Annotated in this window: 19 protein-coding genes; 13 read left to right on the forward strand and 6 right to left on the reverse strand. The window is 73.6% G+C overall.

Annotation, left to right across the window (positions count from 1 at the left end; all coding sequences use genetic code 11):
- Positions 1-717 precede the first annotated feature (717 nt).
- Positions 718-1,191, reverse strand: a complete 474-nt coding sequence (locus WIS52_RS10395) for a hypothetical protein (protein ID WP_349297964.1) — start codon at positions 1,189-1,191, stop codon at positions 718-720.
- An 86-nt stretch (positions 1,192-1,277) separates the two neighbouring features.
- Positions 1,278-1,799, reverse strand: a complete 522-nt coding sequence (locus WIS52_RS10400) for a CvpA family protein (RefSeq protein WP_349297965.1) — start codon at positions 1,797-1,799, stop codon at positions 1,278-1,280.
- A 144-nt stretch (positions 1,800-1,943) separates the two neighbouring features.
- Between WIS52_RS10400 and WIS52_RS10405 the strand changes: the two genes are divergently transcribed.
- The 5 genes from WIS52_RS10405 to WIS52_RS10425 all read left to right on the forward strand — a co-directional run bounded on the left by WIS52_RS10405 (position 1,944) and on the right by WIS52_RS10425 (position 7,153).
- Positions 1,944-3,095, forward strand: a complete 1,152-nt coding sequence (locus tag WIS52_RS10405) for an AI-2E family transporter (protein ID WP_349297966.1) — start codon at positions 1,944-1,946, stop codon at positions 3,093-3,095.
- A 92-nt stretch (positions 3,096-3,187) separates the two neighbouring features.
- Complete coding sequence (locus WIS52_RS10410) at positions 3,188-3,862, forward strand: DUF4383 domain-containing protein (RefSeq protein WP_349297967.1); 675 nt, start codon at positions 3,188-3,190, stop codon at positions 3,860-3,862.
- A gap of 173 nt (positions 3,863-4,035) precedes the next feature.
- Positions 4,036-5,661, forward strand: coding sequence for a PP2C family protein-serine/threonine phosphatase (locus WIS52_RS10415; RefSeq protein WP_349297968.1), 1,626 nt, complete (start codon positions 4,036-4,038; stop codon positions 5,659-5,661).
- A complete protein-coding gene (locus WIS52_RS10420) occupies positions 5,658-6,797 on the forward strand; it encodes a cobalamin B12-binding domain-containing protein (protein ID WP_349297969.1) in 1,140 nt (379 codons plus the stop codon). The genes WIS52_RS10415 and WIS52_RS10420 overlap by 4 nt, the downstream gene beginning before the upstream one ends.
- Positions 6,794-7,153, forward strand: a complete 360-nt coding sequence (locus WIS52_RS10425; protein WP_349297970.1) for an STAS domain-containing protein — start codon at positions 6,794-6,796, stop codon at positions 7,151-7,153. The genes WIS52_RS10420 and WIS52_RS10425 overlap by 4 nt, the downstream gene beginning before the upstream one ends.
- Before the next feature lie 6 nt (positions 7,154-7,159).
- On the opposite strand, the gene WIS52_RS10430 is transcribed toward WIS52_RS10425, so the two are convergent.
- Positions 7,160-8,110 (reverse strand): ring-cleaving dioxygenase, encoded by a 951-nt coding sequence (locus tag WIS52_RS10430; RefSeq protein ID WP_349297971.1) that lies wholly within the window; start codon positions 8,108-8,110, stop codon positions 7,160-7,162.
- Between the two features lie 128 nt (positions 8,111-8,238).
- Between WIS52_RS10430 and WIS52_RS10435 the strand changes: the two genes are divergently transcribed.
- The 3 genes from WIS52_RS10435 (at position 8,239) to WIS52_RS10445 (ending at position 11,039) form a co-directional block, all read left to right on the forward strand.
- A complete protein-coding gene (locus tag WIS52_RS10435; protein ID WP_349297972.1) occupies positions 8,239-8,388 on the forward strand; it encodes a hypothetical protein in 150 nt (49 codons plus the stop codon).
- Between the two features lie 43 nt (positions 8,389-8,431).
- Complete coding sequence (locus WIS52_RS10440) at positions 8,432-8,977, forward strand: Dps family protein (RefSeq protein WP_349297973.1); 546 nt, start codon at positions 8,432-8,434, stop codon at positions 8,975-8,977.
- Positions 8,978-9,356: 379 nt separating this feature from the next.
- Positions 9,357-11,039, forward strand: coding sequence for a BCCT family transporter (locus WIS52_RS10445; RefSeq protein ID WP_379611670.1), 1,683 nt, complete (start codon positions 9,357-9,359; stop codon positions 11,037-11,039).
- Positions 11,040-11,143: 104 nt separating this feature from the next.
- Here WIS52_RS10445 and WIS52_RS10450 read toward each other — a convergent pair whose 3' ends face one another.
- Entirely contained in the window at positions 11,144-11,869 is a 726-nt protein-coding gene (locus WIS52_RS10450; RefSeq protein ID WP_349297975.1) for a metal-dependent transcriptional regulator, read from the reverse strand.
- Between the two features lie 63 nt (positions 11,870-11,932).
- Here WIS52_RS10450 and WIS52_RS10455 point away from each other — a divergent pair, with 63 nt between their 5' ends.
- A complete protein-coding gene (locus WIS52_RS10455) occupies positions 11,933-12,433 on the forward strand; it encodes a TIGR02611 family protein (protein WP_349297976.1) in 501 nt (166 codons plus the stop codon).
- Positions 12,434-12,437: 4 nt separating this feature from the next.
- Here WIS52_RS10455 and WIS52_RS10460 read toward each other — a convergent pair whose 3' ends face one another.
- Complete coding sequence (locus WIS52_RS10460; protein ID WP_349297977.1) at positions 12,438-12,962, reverse strand: TetR/AcrR family transcriptional regulator; 525 nt, start codon at positions 12,960-12,962, stop codon at positions 12,438-12,440.
- Positions 12,955-13,281: a DMT family transporter gene (locus WIS52_RS10465; protein ID WP_349297978.1), complete on the reverse strand. Its 327-nt coding sequence runs from the start codon at positions 13,279-13,281 to the stop codon at positions 12,955-12,957. Before WIS52_RS10465 ends, WIS52_RS10460 begins: the two co-directional genes overlap by 8 nt.
- Before the next feature lie 122 nt (positions 13,282-13,403).
- On the opposite strand from WIS52_RS10465, the gene WIS52_RS10470 reads away from it, so the two are divergent.
- The 4 genes from WIS52_RS10470 to WIS52_RS10485 all read left to right on the forward strand — a co-directional run bounded on the left by WIS52_RS10470 (position 13,404) and on the right by WIS52_RS10485 (position 16,775).
- Entirely contained in the window at positions 13,404-14,318 is a 915-nt protein-coding gene (locus WIS52_RS10470) for a nicotianamine synthase family protein (RefSeq protein WP_349297979.1), read from the forward strand.
- Positions 14,319-14,383: 65 nt separating this feature from the next.
- On the forward strand, positions 14,384-15,175 hold the full coding sequence (locus tag WIS52_RS10475; protein ID WP_349297980.1) for a response regulator transcription factor: 792 nt from the start codon (positions 14,384-14,386) through the stop codon (positions 15,173-15,175).
- On the forward strand, positions 15,172-16,563 hold the full coding sequence (locus tag WIS52_RS10480) for a HAMP domain-containing sensor histidine kinase (protein ID WP_349297981.1): 1,392 nt from the start codon (positions 15,172-15,174) through the stop codon (positions 16,561-16,563). The genes WIS52_RS10475 and WIS52_RS10480 overlap by 4 nt, the downstream gene beginning before the upstream one ends.
- Positions 16,560-16,775: a hypothetical protein gene (locus tag WIS52_RS10485; RefSeq protein WP_349297982.1), complete on the forward strand. Its 216-nt coding sequence runs from the start codon at positions 16,560-16,562 to the stop codon at positions 16,773-16,775. The genes WIS52_RS10480 and WIS52_RS10485 overlap by 4 nt, the downstream gene beginning before the upstream one ends.
- Positions 16,776-17,059: the final 284 nt, after the last annotated feature.

Consider the following 17,059-nt stretch of genomic DNA (forward strand, 5'->3'; position numbering starts at 1 on the left):
GGGCAACGAACCGTCAAACAATCTGGCATAAAAACGCCAAACATAGCTCGACACACTGTTGAGTTCTCAAAGGACACCCACACCACATCACCGACCGATAAGCCGGATCCGAAGGTGGATCACCTTGTCACGACCACAACCATAGCCGCTCCGGGTTGAACCGGAACGACCAGGGGGTCGTACTGTCTGCGGGGCCTGTTGACCGGGCCTCTCGGGCCCGTTCTGTCCGGCTCACTCGCTGACAAGGAAGAAGTTACGCCAGGGTGTCCGGCAAGGTCAAACCGGGGGTACCTCCGGGCAAACGATGATCATCCCCGCAGGTCAGGGCCTCAGCGCGGGCGCCACCCCTGATTGGTGATCGGCTCTCACATGGAGATCGGGCACCCCGGCGCATTGTGTGACCCCGGACACTCCTAGTTGGGCCGACGCGTCGGACGTGGTCTGCTCGGTGGTCGGGCCGTGGCCCGGAACGGGCCTGACCAGCATCTTCGTGCTCAGGGATGCAGTGCGTGACCCCTCTGCCGAGATCGGTGCGCCCCCGCTCCACGCGCGCTGTCACCACTCCATCACCGCATCAGGTGGGTATCCGTGCGGGCTCTGACGCGTTGACCCGGTGGAGTGCTCCTCGCCGGGTCCACCAGCGCGTCGGGGGCGAATGCGCGTCGCGACCGGGCGAGGAGCACTCCTCCGAACTCCACCTCCCCACCTGACGCCCGCTCAGGCACCCGGCTCCTGGTCCGGGGCCGCCGGAGCCGGTGGCGTCCGGTCGGGTCCCGGTGCGGGCTCCGCCGGGTGGTCTCCGGGGCCGCGCACGTGGTCGTCCGGTCCGCGGCGGCCTTCCCACCGGTGGTGATCGCCGGGACCGCGCCATCCGTCGGCGGACACCGACCGGTCCGGTCCGTGCCCCGGTCCGCCGGAGGCCGCCCCCACGACCAGTCCACCCCCGACCGCTCCGACGACCAGCCCGGCCAGCGCCGCGGCGACCACCGCTGCTCCCGAGCGGCTGCGCAGCGCGGCCAACCGCCTCCGGCGCGGAGTACCGCCGGCGGCCGCGGCCACCGCTTCCTCCCCGTGCGCGGCGTCCCGTCCGACCGGTTCACGGCCCGTCGGCTGCTCGTCCGCCGGACGGCCGTCCGGCTCCGGGGTCCGGGACTCCTCGTCGCGCGGACGCCCGGTGTCGTCGTCGCTCATGCCTTCTCCTCACACCCGGACCGTCACCTCCGGCGGCGGTCGGTCCGCGGGTCACCGGCTGGCGACCCGCCACAACGGTGCAGCGGTCAGGTCGCCGGCGGCCGGGCCGCGTCCACGACGTCACGCGCGGCCGCCGTCGTCGACGGCAGCACCTGGGACACCGAGGCCAGCACCCGGCTGTGCCCGCCGAGCGCGTCGACCAGGGTCGTGACCGGCGCGAGTGCCTGCGGGCCCACGACGGCGGGCACCACCCACGACACCAGCCACATGACCAGCAGCGCGGCGGCGGCACCGGCGATCGCACCGACCGCGCGGTCCAGCAACGACAGGTGGGCACGCTCCAGCAGCCTGCTCACCAGGCCGCCGAGGAACCCGCCGACCACCGAGCCCACGAGGAGCCCGGCGAGGATGCCGAGCAGGCCCAGCAGCCAGGCGGAGCCCGCCGTCTCACCGACCCGGGCCAGGTGCGAACCCCAGGCCGCGCCGATCCCGGCCCCGACCACCAGTCCCAGCAGCCGGCCGGCCCGCGCCACCCCGCCCAGACGGCGGAAGCCGCCGATCGCGGCGGCGATCACCACGATCAGCACGATCACGTCGAGCAGCGTCATGTGTCCTTCTCCCGACCGGCGGGCCCGTCCCGCCCGTGTCGCCACCGACGGTCCCCGCTGCACCTGAAACGCCGCTGAGTCCCACGAGTTCCCGCACGCCCGAAACAGATGCGTGATGCAATGCTCGGGGAGGAAAGTGGACCCGTGAGCGACGAGCCGGTCCCCCGGGTCCCGCGCGCACTGGTCACCGCCACCGGGCTGGCCTGGCGCGGGCTGCTCGTCGCGGCGGCGGCCGCCGTCGTGCTGTGGTTGCTGGCGCAGCTCTCGGTGATCGTCGTCCCGGTCGTGCTCGCACTCATCCTCGCGGCGCTGCTCGCTCCGGTCGCCCGGATCGTGGACCGGACGCCCCACCTGCCACGGGCGATCGCGACCGGCGTCGTGGTCGTCGGCGGGCTCGCGGTGGCGGTCGGTGTGCTGTGGTGGGTGGTCGACGCCTTCCTGGCCGGGCTCCCGGAGCTCACCGCCCAGCTCGGCCAGACCGTCGTCGCCGTGCAGCAGCGGCTCGCGGGCCCGCCGTTCCGGTTGAACGACGCCAACCTGGCCGCGCTCACCCAGTCGGCGCTGGCCACGCTGCAGAGCAACCAGGCCGCGGTGGCGAACAACGCGATCGGCGCGGTCGGCACCGCGGGCGAGCTGGTCGCGGAGACGCTGCTGATGCTGTTCGTGCTGATCTTCTTCATCCACGACGGCCCCAGGATCTGGCGATTCCTGCTGGCCGGTGTGCCGCGCTCGGTCCGGCACCGGGCGGACGTCGCCGGACGGCGGGCGTTCGCCTCGCTCGTCGGCTACACCCGCGCCACCGTCGTCGTCGCGGCCGTGGACGCGGTGACCGCCGGCATCGGGCTGTGGCTGATCGGCGTACCACTGGTCGTCCCGCTGGCGACGCTGATCTTCTTCGGGGCCTTCGTCCCCACGATCGGTGCGTTCGTCACCGGAGGCGTCGCGGTCCTGGTCGCGCTGGCCTCGGGTGGCTGGCTGGCGGGGGTGCTGGTGCTCGGCCTGCTCGTCCTGGTGCAGAACGTCGAGGGCTACGTCCTGCAGCCGCTGCTGCTCGGCCGGTCGGTGCGGCTGCACCCGCTCGCCGTCGTCCTGCCCATCACCGCGGGTCTGATCGTGGCCGGCGTCCCCGGAGCGTTGCTGGCCGTCCCGCTGGTCACCCTGGCCGATGCCGGGGTGCGGTCGCTACGCCGGCCGGGTGACGCGCGGCTGCGGGACCCCGCGTCGGTCGACGCGCTGGACCCGCGGTCGGCACGACCCGTGGCCGAGGGCCCGGGGCCGCGGTCCCGACCACCCTGACGCGACCCCCCACCTGCGCCGGGAGCGGTTTGTCCGGCCCGCGCAGCGGTTATCCCACTCCTGCCCCGCTCGAACGAACGGAGGAACCCACTGTGTCGTCACCATCCCCCGGCGCGCGCCGGCTGAACGGCCTGCACCGGATCAGCAGCGCCGTGATCGGCCTCGTCCTCTGGGGCTTCGGGCTGCTCGGTCTCACCGACAACCTGGACTTCTTCTCCACCACCGGCCAGCCGTTGCTGGGGATGACCACCAACAACCTGCTGTCGGCGATCTCGCTGGTGTTCGGGACCGTGCTCATCGCGGCCGCGATCCGGGGCGGTCGGCTGGCCTCGACGGTCAGCGTGACCGTCGGGGCGCTGTTCCTGCTCTCCGGTGTCGTGAACGCGATCCTGGTCAACACGCCGTTCAACCCGCTGGCGTTCCGCATGCCGAACGTGATCTTCAGTCTCGTCGTCGCGCTCGTCCTGCTGACCCTCGGCGCCTACGGGCGGTTCAGCGGGCGGTTGCCCGACGACAACCCCTATGCCGGGCGGCAGCGGCACGTGACCGACGCCGACGGGTCGGAGGACCGCGACCAGCGACTGCCCGGGACGCCGGAGGACGTCGAGGCCGCACGCACGCTCGCCGAGACCGAGCGGCTCGTCGCGGAGGGCGGCGGCACCGCCGAGCAGCGCCGGATGCTGGCCGAGGTGGACGCGATCCGCGACAGCGGGGAGCGGCGCGACGCGTGGCGCCGGCTCACCGAGCGGGGCGGATCGCGCACCTGACACGACCCGGCAGGCGACCGGCGGGCGATCGGTGAGCCGTTCGGTCGCCGGTCGCCCCTGTCCGACGAGCGGGCCCGACCACGATGGTGCCCGGGGTGCGACGCGGTACCGTGTGGCGTTCCGCCCCGAGATCCCCCGGGCGCCGACGACCGGCCGAGAGGCCAGGAGCTGACGTGAGCGAGACGGAGCCGACCACCCGCGACGCGACCGGCACGGTCGACGCGCGATGGCTGGAGGCCCCCTGCGCCGCGTTGACCGTCGACCCGGACGGCATGGTGCGCGAGGCCAACGCCGCCGCGGTGAGCCTCCTGCCTCAGCTCCGGACCGGGGAGCCGCTGACCCGGGTCGTGCCGTGGCTGGCCACCGCCGACGGCACGTCCGCACCGTTCGCCGACGTCGTCGACGGCCGCACGGTCGAGGCCCAGCCCGTCCGCCAGGACGACGGCTCGGTGACCTGGTGGCTGATCGACGTCACCGACGTGCGTTCGGTGCGCGACGAGCTCAAGCTCGAGCAGGCGCGGGCGGCCTTCCTGTCCGAGGCGTCGGCGGCCCTGCTCGGTTCGTTGAACCTGCTGCGCTGCATGGAGGTCACCGGCGAACTCGCGGTCGGGCGGCTCGCCGACGGCGCCCTGGTGATCACGCCCGCGGCGCACGGCCGGTTCCAGGTCGTGACCGTGGTGCGCGACCGGGCCGACTCGTCGCGGAGCACGCTGCTGCGGTTCGACCCGGACGAGGTGCCCGGACTCGCCGAGGCCCTGCAGGGCTTCCCGCCGGTGCCCTCGCGCTGGATCGACCCGGCGATCGCCCCGTCCTGGCTGACGCCGGCGGGGTTCGGGGACGTCGGCTCGATCGTCGTCACCCCGCTGCCCGGGCACGGCATCCCGGCCGGCGCGCTGGTCCTGCTGCGCCGCGCCGGTTGCGGCCCCTTCAGCGAGGGCGAGGAGGCCACCGCGAACGAGTTCGCCGCGCGCTCCGGCCTGGCGATGTCGGCGGCCCGGATGTTCGCCCAGCAGGCCGCGATCACCGAGACCCTGATGCGGGACCTGCTCCCGCCGAGACTGCAGCACGTCGCCGGCGTCGAGTACGCCGGTGGCTACCGGCCGTCGCAGGACAGCGAGCGGGTCGGCGGCGACTTCTACGACGTGCATCCCGCGGTGGACGGCACCGAGGAGACCCTCGCCGTGCTGGGCGACGTCTGCGGCAAGGGGCTCGAGGCGGCGGTGCTCACCGGCAAGATCCGCAGCGCGCTGCACGCCCTGCGCCCGATGTCGGGCGACCACCTCCGGATGCTCCGCCTGCTCAACGAGGCCCTGCTCACCGACGACGACGCCCGCTTCGTGACCCTGGTGCTCGCCTCGGTCTCGCGCATCGGGTCCGACGTCCGGCTCCGGCTCACCTGTGCCGGCCACCCGCCACCCCTGATCATCCGCGCGGACGGCCGGGTCGAGGAGGCCGCGACGTCGGGCACCCTCGTCGGCGCCCTGCCGACGATCGAGGCCACCACCTACGAGACGCGGATCGCTCCCGGTGAGACCTGTCTGCTCTACACCGACGGGATCACCGAGGCGCAGGGCGGCCCGCTGGGGCGTGACCAGTTCGGCGAGGAGCGCCTGCAGCGCGCGGCCGCCGAGTGCGCCGGGATGCCCGCCGAGGCGGTCGTCGAGCGGGTCCGGATGCTGGCCGCCGAGTGGGTCGGCCGCAACGCGCACGACGACATGGCCGTCCTGGCCATCACCGCCCCCCGGGGACAGCACCTCACCGCGGTCGGCGGGCACGGCCGGGGCAGGTACACCGCATGACCGAGCACGGCCGGCACGGTACGAGCACCTCGGCGGTCCGGCGCTACGCCGACCTGCTGTGGGACGCCGTGCTGCGCGGCGACGAGTACACCGCCGTCGACGTCGTGGTGGACGCGCTGCGCGACGGCGTCGAGGCCGAGACCGTCCTGCTCGACCTCATCGGCGCCGTGCAGCAGCGGGTCGGGGCGGAGTGGGCCGCGAACCGGATCTCGGTCGCCCAGGAACACGCGGCGACGGCGATCAACGAACGGGTGATCGGCACGCTGGCGCTGACCCGCGGCCGGTCGGCCGGCGATCTCGGCCGGATCACCGTGGCCTGCGTGGACGGTGAGTGGCACGCCCTGCCCGCGCGGCTGCTGACCGAGGTGCTGCGGCTGCGCGGCTTCACCGTCGACTACCTCGGAGCCCAGGTGCCGGCCGCGCACCTGATCACCCACCTGCACCGGACCGGACCGGACGCGGTCGCCCTGTCGTCGTCGATCGCCACCCGGCTGCCGACCGCGCACGCGACCATCTCGGCCTGCCAGGCCGCGGGCGTCCCAGTGATCGTCGGCGGGCCGGCGTTCGGCACCGACGGCCGGTACGCCCGGCTGCTCGGCGCGGACGCCTGGGCGCCGGACGCCCGGACCGCGGCCGAGACGCTGCGCGGCGGGCTTCCCGCACCCGCGAACCCGCACGCCCAGCCGATGGACGACCTGCCGCACCTGTCCGACCAGGAGTACACCCTGGTCACCCGGAACGCCCCGACCCTGGTCGCGACGGTCACCGAGAAGCTGCGCGAGCGGGTGCCCGCGATGGCCGGCTACGACGACGAGCAGGTGCTCCGGACCGCCGAGGACGTCCGGCACATCGTCGACTTCCTCGCCGTGGCGCTCTACACCGGCGACCCGGACCTCTTCGGCGACTTCCTCGACTGGACCGCGGAGGTCCTCACCGCGCGCTCGGTGCCCGCCTCCGTGCTGGCCCCCACTCTCGAGCTGCTCGGCGCCGAGCTCCGCGACTTCTCCCGGGCGGCGCGCCTGCTGCGCTCCGCGGCCGCAGCCCGGGCGGCGATCGACCACGGCGCAGCACCCGCATCCCCGCCCACCCCCGGCGCCGACGACGCTCCCCTGCACCGAACCGGAAGGCCCGCATGAGCGACCCGCGAGAGCTGTCCCTCACCTGGACGAGCCCGCAGCCGGACGTCGCCTACGTGACGCTGGCCGGGGACCTCGACTACGACAGCGCCGACGCGCTCGCGACGGCCGTCAACGGGATGCTGGAGTCCGACTCGGTGCGCGAGCTGCGGCTCGACTGTGCCGGCGTGCAGTACTGCGACTCCTACGGCCTGTCCACCCTGCTGATGGTGCGCAGGCGCACCGCGGAGGCGGGGATCGCCCTGCACCTGGACAACCGCGGCCCGGCCCTGGACCGGCTGCTGCGGGTGACCAACACCCTCGAGCACCTCACCGGTCGCGGCGCGCGTGCCCGCGAGGAGCAGTTCGACTCCTGAGTCACCTCACCCGCCCGCGGGCAGCCGCAGCGGCGGCAGGTTCGCCGCGATCGTGGCGCGGTCCGGTTCCAGCCACGGCGGGAGCTTCAGCGCCCGGCCCAGCTCCAGCAGCGGCTCGTCGACGTCGAAGCCCGGCCCGTCGGTGGCGATCTCGAACAGCACCCCGCCGGGCTCGCGGAAGTAGATCGAGGTGAAGTAGCAGCGGTCGAGGATCTCGGTGACCTCGATGCCGCGGGAGACGAGCTCGTCCCGCCAGCGCTCCTGCGCGGCGCGGTCGGGCACCCGGAACGCGATGTGGTGCACGGTGCCACCGGCCACCACCCCGGGGGCGCCGGCCCCGGACAGCACGTCCACGACCACCCCGTCCCCGCCGGACATGGCGAACCGGTCCCGTGCGCCGGCCCCGCCCGTGTGGGACATCGACAGCAACTCCGTCAGCATCCGCGCGGTCGGCTCGCCCGCGTCCTGCGAGAGCGTCACCGCGTGCAGACCGCGCACGGCGTGCTCGGCCGGGACGTGCCCGGAGCCGTCCCAGCCGGAGCGGTGGTCACCCGGGGCCGCCACCAGGTCGACCACGAGGCCGTCCGGATCACGCAGCGTCAGGACCTCCTCGCCGTCCCGTGCGACCGGTGCGTCGGCGTCCACGCCGAGGTCGACGAGCCGCCGCTGCCACCAGCCCAGCGACTCCGGCGGCACCCCGAACGAGGTCGACGTGGCCAGCCCCGCGCCGGGGCGCCCCGGCTCCACCCCCTGCCAGGGGAAGAACGTCAGGAGCGTGGCCGGGCTGCCGGCCGCGTCGCCGTAGTAGAGGTGGTAGACCTCCGGCGCGTCGAAGTTCACCGTCCGCTTGACCAGCCGCAGGCCGAGCACGCCCGCGTAGAAGTCCGCGTTCCGCTGCGGGTCACCTGCGATCGCGGTGACGTGGTGCAACCCCTGCGGCGCGATCTCGCTGTTCATCGGCCCGGCCCCCTCGATGTCGTTGCTGCGGCAACTGTCCCGTGTCCCGGCCGGTTCCGCGCGACGGCGCGGCGGGTGATCCCGCCCACCCGGACATGAAGGCCGCGAAACCCGGGTACCCACTCGCTATGACGACGTCCGACCAGGCTCCGAGGGAGCCGCACCCGGTCCCCACCGAGCAGAGCGACACCCCGGTGGACGAGACCCCGGACGGCGACGGCGTGCACCTCGACGAGCAACCCGTCGAGACCGACGACGCCCGCCCGGCGTCGTCCTAGGACGTCTCCGCAGACCCGTCACGACGAGAGGACTCACTCGATCATGGCCACCATCCGTTACACCGTTCCGGGCCTCGAGCGCGGCGACGCCGAGCGCGTCGTCGACCTGCTGCAGAACCGGCTGCACGCGCTCAACGATCTGCAGCTCACCCTCAAGCACGTGCACTGGAACGTGATCGGCCCGAACTTCATCGCGGTGCACGAGATGCTCGACCCGCAGGTGGACAGCGTCCGGGAGATGGTCGACGACGTCGCAGAGCGGATCGCGACGCTCGGCGGCTCCCCCGACGGCACCCCGGGCGCGCTCGTCAAGGCCCGTACCTGGGACGACTACTCGATCGGCCGTGACGACGCGATCGCCCACCTCGGCGCGCTCGACGTGGTCTACACCGGCGTCATCGCCGATCACCGGACCCAGATCGAGAAGACCGAGACCCTCGACCCGGTCACCCAGGACATGCTCATCGCGCAGGCGGGGCAGCTCGAGCAGTACCAGTGGTTCGTCCGGGCGCACCTGGAGAACTCCGACGGGACGTTGAAGTCGGCGTCGTCGGGCTCGGAGCGCGGGGCGGCCGACGCCGCTCGCTGACGGCCACGGCGCACGTCCACGGGCCCGGTTCCGCTCCGGCGGGGCCGGGCCCGACCCGTGTCCGAACCACTGGCCGGAATTCGTGACCGAATCGTTCCCCGGTGAGCGGAAGCACCCGATCCGATCGATCGTGCTGGTCAGCGCCTCGTCAGGCACCCCGAACGGGCCGTCGCACGCCGCATCGCCGGCATCGGAACATGCCCCGCCGACGGCTGAGCACCTACAGTCAGCACTCGAGCATACGGGCGGTTCGTCCGATTGACACCAGAAACACCGATCGGGAGGTCCGGTAGTGGTTGCGCAGTATTTGAAGAAACACACCAGTCCACCCGTCTTCATCTCCTCGGCGGTTCTCGCGGTCGCATTCGTGCTCTGGGGCGTGATCTCCCCGGGATCGCTCGGGGACGTCGCCGGCGCCGTGAACAGCTTCATCACCGAGACGTTCGGCTGGCTCTACATCTTCTCGGCCACCGCGTTCCTCGTTTTCGTCATCGTCCTCATGGTGTCCCGGTACGGCGCCGTCAAGCTCGGACCGTCGGACTCGACGCCCGAGTACGGGACCATCTCCTGGTTCGCGATGCTGTTCACCGCGGGCATGGGCATCGGACTGGTCTTCTACGCCGTCTCCGAGCCGATCTCGCACTTCACCGCCCCTCCGGTCGCCGAAGCAGGTAGCCAGGAGGCCGCCCGCGAGGCCATGCTCTACACGTTCTTCCACTGGGGCCTGCACCCGTGGGCGATCTACATCATCCTCGGCCTCTCGCTGGGCTACTTCGCCTTCCGCAAGGGTCTGCCGCTCCGCCCGGCTTCGGCGCTGTACCCGATCCTCAAGGACCGGATCAACGGCTGGCCCGGCTACCTCGTCGACATCCTCGCCGTCTTCGGCACGCTGTTCGGCCTGGCCACCTCTCTGGGCATCGGTGCCCAGCAGGTCGGCGCCGGACTCAACACGCTGTTCGGCTGGGAGAACACCACCTCGCTGCAGGTGATCCTGATCCTCGCGATCTCGGCGATCGCGATCACCTCGGTGATGCTCGGCCTGGACAAGGGCATCCGGCGTCTCGCGCTGACCAACCTGTTCCTCGCGTTCGCCCTGATGCTGTTCGTGTTCTTCTTCGGCCCCACCCGCGACCTGCTGAACAGCCTGGCCGCGAACGTCGGCACCTACGTCCAGGAGGTGCCGGGGCTCAGCTTCCAGACCTTCCCGGACAACGGGAACGGCACCGCCCAGGAGTGGCAGGGCGCGTGGACGCTGTTCTACTGGGGCTGGTGGATCTCCTGGTCGCCGTTCGTCGGCATGTTCCTGGCCCGGATCTCCTACGGCCGCACGATCCGGAACTTCATCGCCGGCTGCCTGTTCGCCCCGATCGGGGCCTCCATGGTCTGGCTGACCATCTTCGGTGACAGCGCGCTGGACCTGATCCAGAACGACCCGGCCAACCCGCTGGCCGAGGCCTCGGCCGAGACCGCGATCTACGTCCTGCTCGGGCAGCTGCCCGTCGCGGACTTCCTGATCGCGATCGCGTCGGTCCTCACCATCCTCGTGGTCGTGCTGTTCTTCGCCACCTCGTCCGACTCCGGATCGCTGGTGATCGACATCCTGACCAACGGGGGCGATCCGAACCCTCGCTGGCAGCAGCGTCTGTTCTGGGCGGTGCTCCAGGGCGTGATCGCGGCGGTGCTGCTCGGTGCGGGGGCCGCCACCGGCGCCGATGCGCTGTCGGCGTTGCAGACGGCCTCGATCCTGGCCGGGCTCCCGCTGGTGGTCGTCCTCGCCCTGATGGCGGTCGGACTCAGCCGGGCGCTGCGGGACGAACGGTTCGTGGTCGCGCTGCCCGAGGAGCCGTCGCCTCGCGAGGGACTGCGCCGCAGCGCCCAGCGGCCGGGCACGGCGGACGAGGGCGCCGACGCCGAGGCCGCGGTGCCCGAGGCGAACGATCCGATGCTGTCCGAGACGGCTGTCGCCGAGATGGCGACGGTCCGCACGAACGGCAGTGTCGGCGACGTCGACGGCACGGAACCCGTGTCCGGTGACTCCCCGGCGTCGTCCGGGAAGGACTGACCGACAGCCGGAAACCGCATCACCGTGGCCGGTGCTCCCGAACGGGGGCGCCGGCCACGGCCGTATCCGGGGTCGGAACCGCTGCCGCGGCCTCCGACAGGACCTCAGGCGCCGGACGGTTCGCCCGAACCGACCCACAACGCCCGCGCGAGCGAGGGCCCCCACTCCTGCTCGGCGTCGGTGCGGGCCCGGTCGCCGGTGTCCGACCGGCGCAGCCGCACCACGAACGGGCCCTCGAACGGCCTGCGCGTCACCAGATCGACCCGGTCACCCAGCCGGACGTCGTGCGCGTCGAGATAGCGGAGTACCTCGGGATCGGTGTCGTCGACCCGCACCAGCTCGCCGCCCTCGCCGAACGTCAGCTCCGGCAACCGGCGCGCGCGGATCTCGGGCAGGGAGCCGTCCCGGCCGGGGATCGGGTCGCCGTGCGGGTCGAACCGCGGATGGCCGAGCCGGTCGTCGATCCGGTCGAGCAGCCGGTCGGACACCGTGTGCTCGAGGGCCTCGGCCTCCTCGTGCACCTCGTCCCAGGCCAGGTCCAGCTCGGTGACCAGGAACATCTCGATCAGCCGGTGCCGGCGCACCACTGCCAGGGCGGACGCCCGTCCGGCGGGGGTGAGGGTGATCCCGGCGTAGCGGGCGTGGTCGACCAGGCCGGCGTCGACGAGCTTCCGGACCATTCCGGACGCCGACGGCGAGGACACTCCCAGCCGCTCGGCGAGTGCCGAGACCCCGACCGACCCCTCCCAGCGCTCGGCCAGCAGGAAGATCGTCTTGAGGTAGTTCTCCACGGATTCCGAGTGGCGCTCGCCCGGGGGGACCGTGCTCATACGGGTCACGGTATCCCGCCCGGCGCCGCGCGCAGGCGGGGCCGTCTGGAACGATGTACAGACATGAGCGACGGCCGGGTTCCGGGGACCGCCCCCGAGCAGGACCCGGGCCCGAGTCGCGACCGTGCGGCGCGCGGCTGGCGGGCCCGCTACCACGGTGCGCAGCGGCGCTACCGGGGCTTCCGGGACGGTTTCCGGCACCGGCCCGTGGTGGACCGCTGCTGGCGCTGGACCATCGGCGTGCTCGGCACCCTGATCGTGATCGTCGGCATCATCATGATCCCCTACCCCGGCCCCGGCTGGCTGGTCGTGTTCACCGGGCTGGCCGTGCTGTCGTCGGAGTTCGAGAGCGCGCGGCGGGTCCTGAAGTTCGCCCGGCGGCACTACGACCGCTGGAACGACTGGCAGAAGCGCCAGCACATCGTCCTGCGGCTGCTGCTGCTCGCCGCCACCGGCGCCGTGGTGCTGGTGACCTTGTGGCTGCTCGACGTCTTCGGCCTGGTGACCGAGTGGCTCGGGCTCGAGGTGCCGTGGCTGGACTCCCCGCTCGAACCCTTCGCCTGACGGCTCACAAGCGCGCCAGCGCCTCCGGGGTGTGCGGGGACCCGGTCGCCGCGGCGATGCAGAGCCCGTTCACCACGGCCACCAGGAGCGGCCGCCGTTCGGGGGCATCGGGGAGCAGCCGGGACGCCACCCCGTCCAGCGCGTCGTCCCAGCGGCGGAGCTCGGAGTTCAGGTCGTCACGCCGCGCGGCCAGCAGGAGCAGCTCGTACTCCGCGATCATCGAGTTCCGGTCCTGCCGGGCCCACCGCCGCATCAGCACGACCAGGTCCTCGATCGTCCGGACCGCGCCGAGGTCGGCGAGGCAGCGGTCGTTGACCGCCCCCAGGGCGGCGACGAGCAGGTCGTCGACCGAGGCGAAGTAGTAGAGCACCGCACTCGGCGGGACCTCCGCCTCGGCGGCCACCGCGCGCTGCGACACGGCCGCCGTTCCGGAACGACCGACCAGCCGCAGGGTCGCGTCGAGCAGTGCCCGCCGGCGTCGCTCGCCCTTGCGCCGCCGCCCGTCGGCGGGCTCGGCCCGGTCAGGCATGCGCGGACCCACCCAGCTCCAGCGCGAGCACTCCGCCGATCACCATCACGATCCCGAGGACCTGCACCCAGGTCAGCGACTCCCCGAGGAACAGCGCCCCGATCACCGCGACCAGCGCGACCCCGACCGCCGCCCAGACGCCGTAGGCCACGCCCAGCGCCATGCCGCGGGTCAGCGCCTGGGACAGCGACCAGAACGCCAGCCCGTATCCGGCGAGGGTGAGCAGCGTGGGCAGCGGCCGGGTGAACCCCTGCGAGGCGCGCAGCGCCAGCGTCCCGGTGACCTCGGCGCCGATCGCCAGCGCGAGCCATCCCCACATCGTTGTTCCCTCCAGCAGATCGGGTGTCCGCCCGATTCTGGAGCATCCGCTCCAGATGTTCGTGACCGACCACTCGCACGACCGCTGTCCGTAACGATTTTCATTTGTTAGTGTGGATCATCGTGACCACGGAGCGCAGCGAGACCACGTCGGTGGAGGGCTTCTACCCCGAACCCCGCCGGCCGCACGACGAGCACGGGGCCGCGGCGACGGCGAGCCGGCTGCTCGACCTGGGACGGCTGCTGCGCCGGACCGACCTGAGCCCCGGTCCGGTGGTCGACGCCGCGTTCGGCGAGCTCGTCGGGCTCTGCTGTCACCCACCGGCGGTCCCGGCGGAGCGGATCCTGGACCGCATCGGTCCCGAGGCGGACGGCATCCGCGCGCTCTGCGCGACCGGCGAGGGGCTGATGGAGCGGCACTGGGCCCGCCGGATCGCCGACGCCGCCGACCCGCGCGCCGAGCTCGCGCGCTTCCCCTACCTGCAGAACTACCACGACCTCGTCCGGCTGGAGCTCGGCGCGCTCGCCGCGGCCGGACGGCCGGTGCCGCGCCGGGCGGTCGTCCTCGGGTCCGGCCCGCTGCCGCTGACCGGGCTGGTGCTCGCCCGCCGGTACGGCACCCGGGTCCTGCACGTGGACCGGGACGCCGACGCGGCCGACGCCGGTCAGGCCGTCGCCGAGGCGACCGGCACCCCCGGGGTCCGCAGCCTGGTGGCCGACCTGTCCGCGCCGGAGCCCGACCCGCGGCTGACCGGCGAGCTGGCGGCCGCGGACGTCGTCCTGCTCGGTGCGCTGGTCGGCGCCGACGCCGTCGCGAAGGACGCGATCACCGCGCGGCTGGCCGCCGCGGCCGGGCCCGGCACGACGCTGCTGGTGCGCTCCGCCACCGGGCTGCGCACCCTGCTCTATCCCGAGGTCCGCGCCGCCGACCTGCCCGCGCTGGAGGTGCTCCTGGAGGTCCACCCGCACACCGACGTCGTCAACTCCGTGCTGGTCGCCCGGCGCCGGACGCACGAGGATGTGCTTGCAATCAGCTGACGATCCCCCCGGTGGGGCATCCCGGATCGACGCGGGGCACGTCATCGGGTGAAATCAGGGGCATCATGGGCGAGCTCCGGGTGGCACAGGGCGGAGGCGGCTCCCGGACCCGGGTGCTGCTGGTGGACGACGACGTCCGGATCGGCAAGGCACTCGGCCTCGCCCTGGACGACGAGGGGTTCGACGTCGTCACGGTGCTCACCGGCGAGGAGGCGCTCGACCGGGCGGGCGAGGCCATCGACCTGGTGCTGCTCGACCTGATGCTGCCCGGCGTCGACGGGCTGACCGTGTGCCGGCGCCTCCGCGAGGCCGGCGACCTGCCGATCATCGTCGTGACCGCGCGGTCGGACTCCTCCGACGTGATCGCCGGGCTCGAGGCCGGCGCGGACGACTACGTGACCAAGCCGCTCGTCGCCGGGGAGCTCGCGGCCCGGATCCGGGCCCTGCTGCGCCGCCGGCGGCCGGTCCCCGCGGCACCGCGCCGGGTGGTGCTCGGCGACGTCGAGCTGCGCCCGGACGAGGGCATCGCGCTGCGCGCCGGCCGACCGATCCACCTGACCCGCACCGAGTTCCGGCTGCTGGCCGAGCTGGCGGCCGCCGGTGGGCGGATCGTCACCCGCGACGAGCTGCTCTCCCGGGTGTGGGGCTACGAGTACCACGGCGACACCCGGCTGCTCGACGTCCACGTCCGGCGGCTGCGGCGCAAGGTCGAGGCGGACCCGGACACCCCGACCGTGGTGCTGACCGTCCGCGGGTCCGGCTACAAGGCCGGCCACGCCGACGCCGCCGCACCGGAAGCCGGGTCGGAGCCGGTCCCGGAGCCGGCGTCGGAGCCGGTTCCCGGCCGGCGCGGGTGATCGCTCGGCCCTCGGCGGTGCTCGACCGGCTGCCGTTGCGCCGCCTCCCGCTGCGGCAGCGGGTCGGCGTCGCGTTCACGCTGGTCTCGCTGGTCGTGACCGGGCTGTTCGCCACCGTCACCTACAACCTCGCCAGCTCCTACCTGGTCGACCGGCAGGTCGACGCCGCGACCCGGCAGGCCGACGTCAACGTGCGCCTGATCGAGCGCGCGCTGGCCACGAACCCGGACGGCAGCGGCCTGGACGAGCTGCTGACCGGCCTCGCCGGCGAACCGGACACCACCGTCGCACTGCGGCGGGACGGCACGTGGATGACCAGCGGCCGGGACGTGGACCTGGCACAGCTCCCCCGCCCCCTGCTGGACCTGGCGCTGTCGGGGACCGGTGCCCGCCAGCGTCTGCTGGTCGAGGGCATCCCCAGCCTCGTCGTGGCGATGCCGATGCCGGACGGGGCGGTGTTCGTCGAGGTCTTCCCGTTGCAGCGGCTCGACGCGTCGCTGCGCTTCCTCGGCGTGGTGCTGATCCTCGGCGTCGCCGGGAGCGGGGTGCTGGGGCTCGCGATCGGGCTCTGGGCGGGGCGGCGGGCGCTGCTGCCGCTCACCGAGCTGACCCGGGCCGCCGGCCGGGTCGCCGGCGGTGATCTCGCCGCCCGGCTGCCCGAGGGGTCCGACGCCGAGCTGGCCCCGCTGGTGGCCACGTTCAACCGGACCGCCGAGAACCTGGAGCAGCGGGTGGCCCGCGACGCGCGGTTCGCCGCCGACGTCAGCCACGAGCTGCGGTCTCCGCTGACCACCCTGGTCAACGCGGTGGCGGTGCTGACCCGGCGGCGCGCGGAGCTGCCGCCGACCGCGCAGCAGGCCGTCGACCTGCTCGACGGCGACATCCAGCGGTTCCGCCGGATGGTGCTCGACCTGCTGGAGATCGCCCGCAGCGACACCCTGCAACGCGAGCCCGAGGAGCTGGGCGAGCTCGTCCGGGGGGCCGTCGCGATCCGGCCCGGCGACCGCCGTCCCGCGGTGGACGCCCCCGGCTCCGTGACCGTGCCCGCGGACCGGCGACGGCTCGACCAGGTCCTCGGGAACCTGCTCGACAACGCCGACGCGCACGGCGGCGGGGCGTTGCGGATCGGGGTCTCGGCACGGGCCGGCCGGGGTCGCATCGAGGTCGACGACGCCGGCCCCGGCATCCCGCCCGAGCAGCGCGCCGAGGTCTTCGAGCGGTTCGCCCGCGGCACCCTGGCCAACCGCCGTGGCGACGGCAACGGCACCGGCCTGGGGCTCTCGCTGGTCGCCGCGCACGTGCACCGGCACGACGGCGCGGTCTGGATCGAGGAACGGCCCGGGGGCGGCACCCGGATCGTCGTGGAGCTGCCGGGGGTGACCGGATGACACGACACCGCGCGACGACGATCACGCTCCTCGCCGGGCTGCTGCTCGCCGGCGGGTGCGGGGTGACGCTGCAGCCCGATCCCGAGCCGCTCGAGGCGTCCACCGAGGCCCCCGCGCCCGCGCCGACGGTCAGCGTCCGCCCGGACGCCGCCGACGGCCTGCCGGAGCCGATCGCGCCGATCCGGCCCACACCCGGCGCACCGGCACCCTGACGCTTCGCTGACGATCGGTCCGGGACCGTCGGCGATCCCTGCCGGGCGGAGCAGAATCGTGGCAGGTGATCGGCGGGCCCCGCGGAGGCTGGGGAGCGCCCGCGCGGTCCCACCGGTGCGGATCGTGAGCCGGTCGGGGTGTCGTGGCGCCCGCCGGTGGCCGGAGTGCGCGGGCGCGGCAGCCCGCAGCCGGCCGGCGGACCCTCCACGCACCGGTACGGGACGGGCCGGCCGGTCACCGCAGGCGTGCGCCTCCCCCGGCGCGCGCGAACGCCGGATCGGCG

Source organism: Pseudonocardia nematodicida, from assembly GCF_040105385.1.
Taxonomy (GTDB): Bacteria; Actinomycetota; Actinomycetes; order Mycobacteriales; family Pseudonocardiaceae; genus Pseudonocardia; species Pseudonocardia nematodicida.

What these genes read in the sequence shown, in the direction of transcription:
- WIS52_RS10430 (WP_349297971.1), bottom strand. Translation starts at nt 8,110, where the DNA reads ATGAACAGCGAGATCGCGCCGCAGGGGTTGCACCACGTCACCGCGATC.
- WIS52_RS10420 (WP_349297969.1), top strand. Translation starts at nt 5,658, where the DNA reads ATGACCGAGCACGGCCGGCACGGTACGAGCACCTCGGCGGTCCGGCGC.
- WIS52_RS10395 (WP_349297964.1), bottom strand. Translation starts at nt 1,191, where the DNA reads ATGAGCGACGACGACACCGGGCGTCCGCGCGACGAGGAGTCCCGGACC.
- WIS52_RS10475 (WP_349297980.1), top strand. Translation starts at nt 14,384, where the DNA reads ATGGGCGAGCTCCGGGTGGCACAGGGCGGAGGCGGCTCCCGGACCCGG.
- WIS52_RS10455 (WP_349297976.1), top strand. Translation starts at nt 11,933, where the DNA reads ATGAGCGACGGCCGGGTTCCGGGGACCGCCCCCGAGCAGGACCCGGGC.
- WIS52_RS10450 (WP_349297975.1), bottom strand. Translation starts at nt 11,869, where the DNA reads ATGAGCACGGTCCCCCCGGGCGAGCGCCACTCGGAATCCGTGGAGAAC.
- WIS52_RS10400 (WP_349297965.1), bottom strand. Translation starts at nt 1,799, where the DNA reads ATGACGCTGCTCGACGTGATCGTGCTGATCGTGGTGATCGCCGCCGCG.
- WIS52_RS10425 (WP_349297970.1), top strand. Translation starts at nt 6,794, where the DNA reads ATGAGCGACCCGCGAGAGCTGTCCCTCACCTGGACGAGCCCGCAGCCG.
- WIS52_RS10485 (WP_349297982.1), top strand. Translation starts at nt 16,560, where the DNA reads ATGACACGACACCGCGCGACGACGATCACGCTCCTCGCCGGGCTGCTG.
- WIS52_RS10465 (WP_349297978.1), bottom strand. Translation starts at nt 13,281, where the DNA reads ATGTGGGGATGGCTCGCGCTGGCGATCGGCGCCGAGGTCACCGGGACG.
- WIS52_RS10440 (WP_349297973.1), top strand. Translation starts at nt 8,432, where the DNA reads ATGGCCACCATCCGTTACACCGTTCCGGGCCTCGAGCGCGGCGACGCC.
- WIS52_RS10435 (WP_349297972.1), top strand. Translation starts at nt 8,239, where the DNA reads ATGACGACGTCCGACCAGGCTCCGAGGGAGCCGCACCCGGTCCCCACC.
- WIS52_RS10460 (WP_349297977.1), bottom strand. Translation starts at nt 12,962, where the DNA reads ATGCCTGACCGGGCCGAGCCCGCCGACGGGCGGCGGCGCAAGGGCGAG.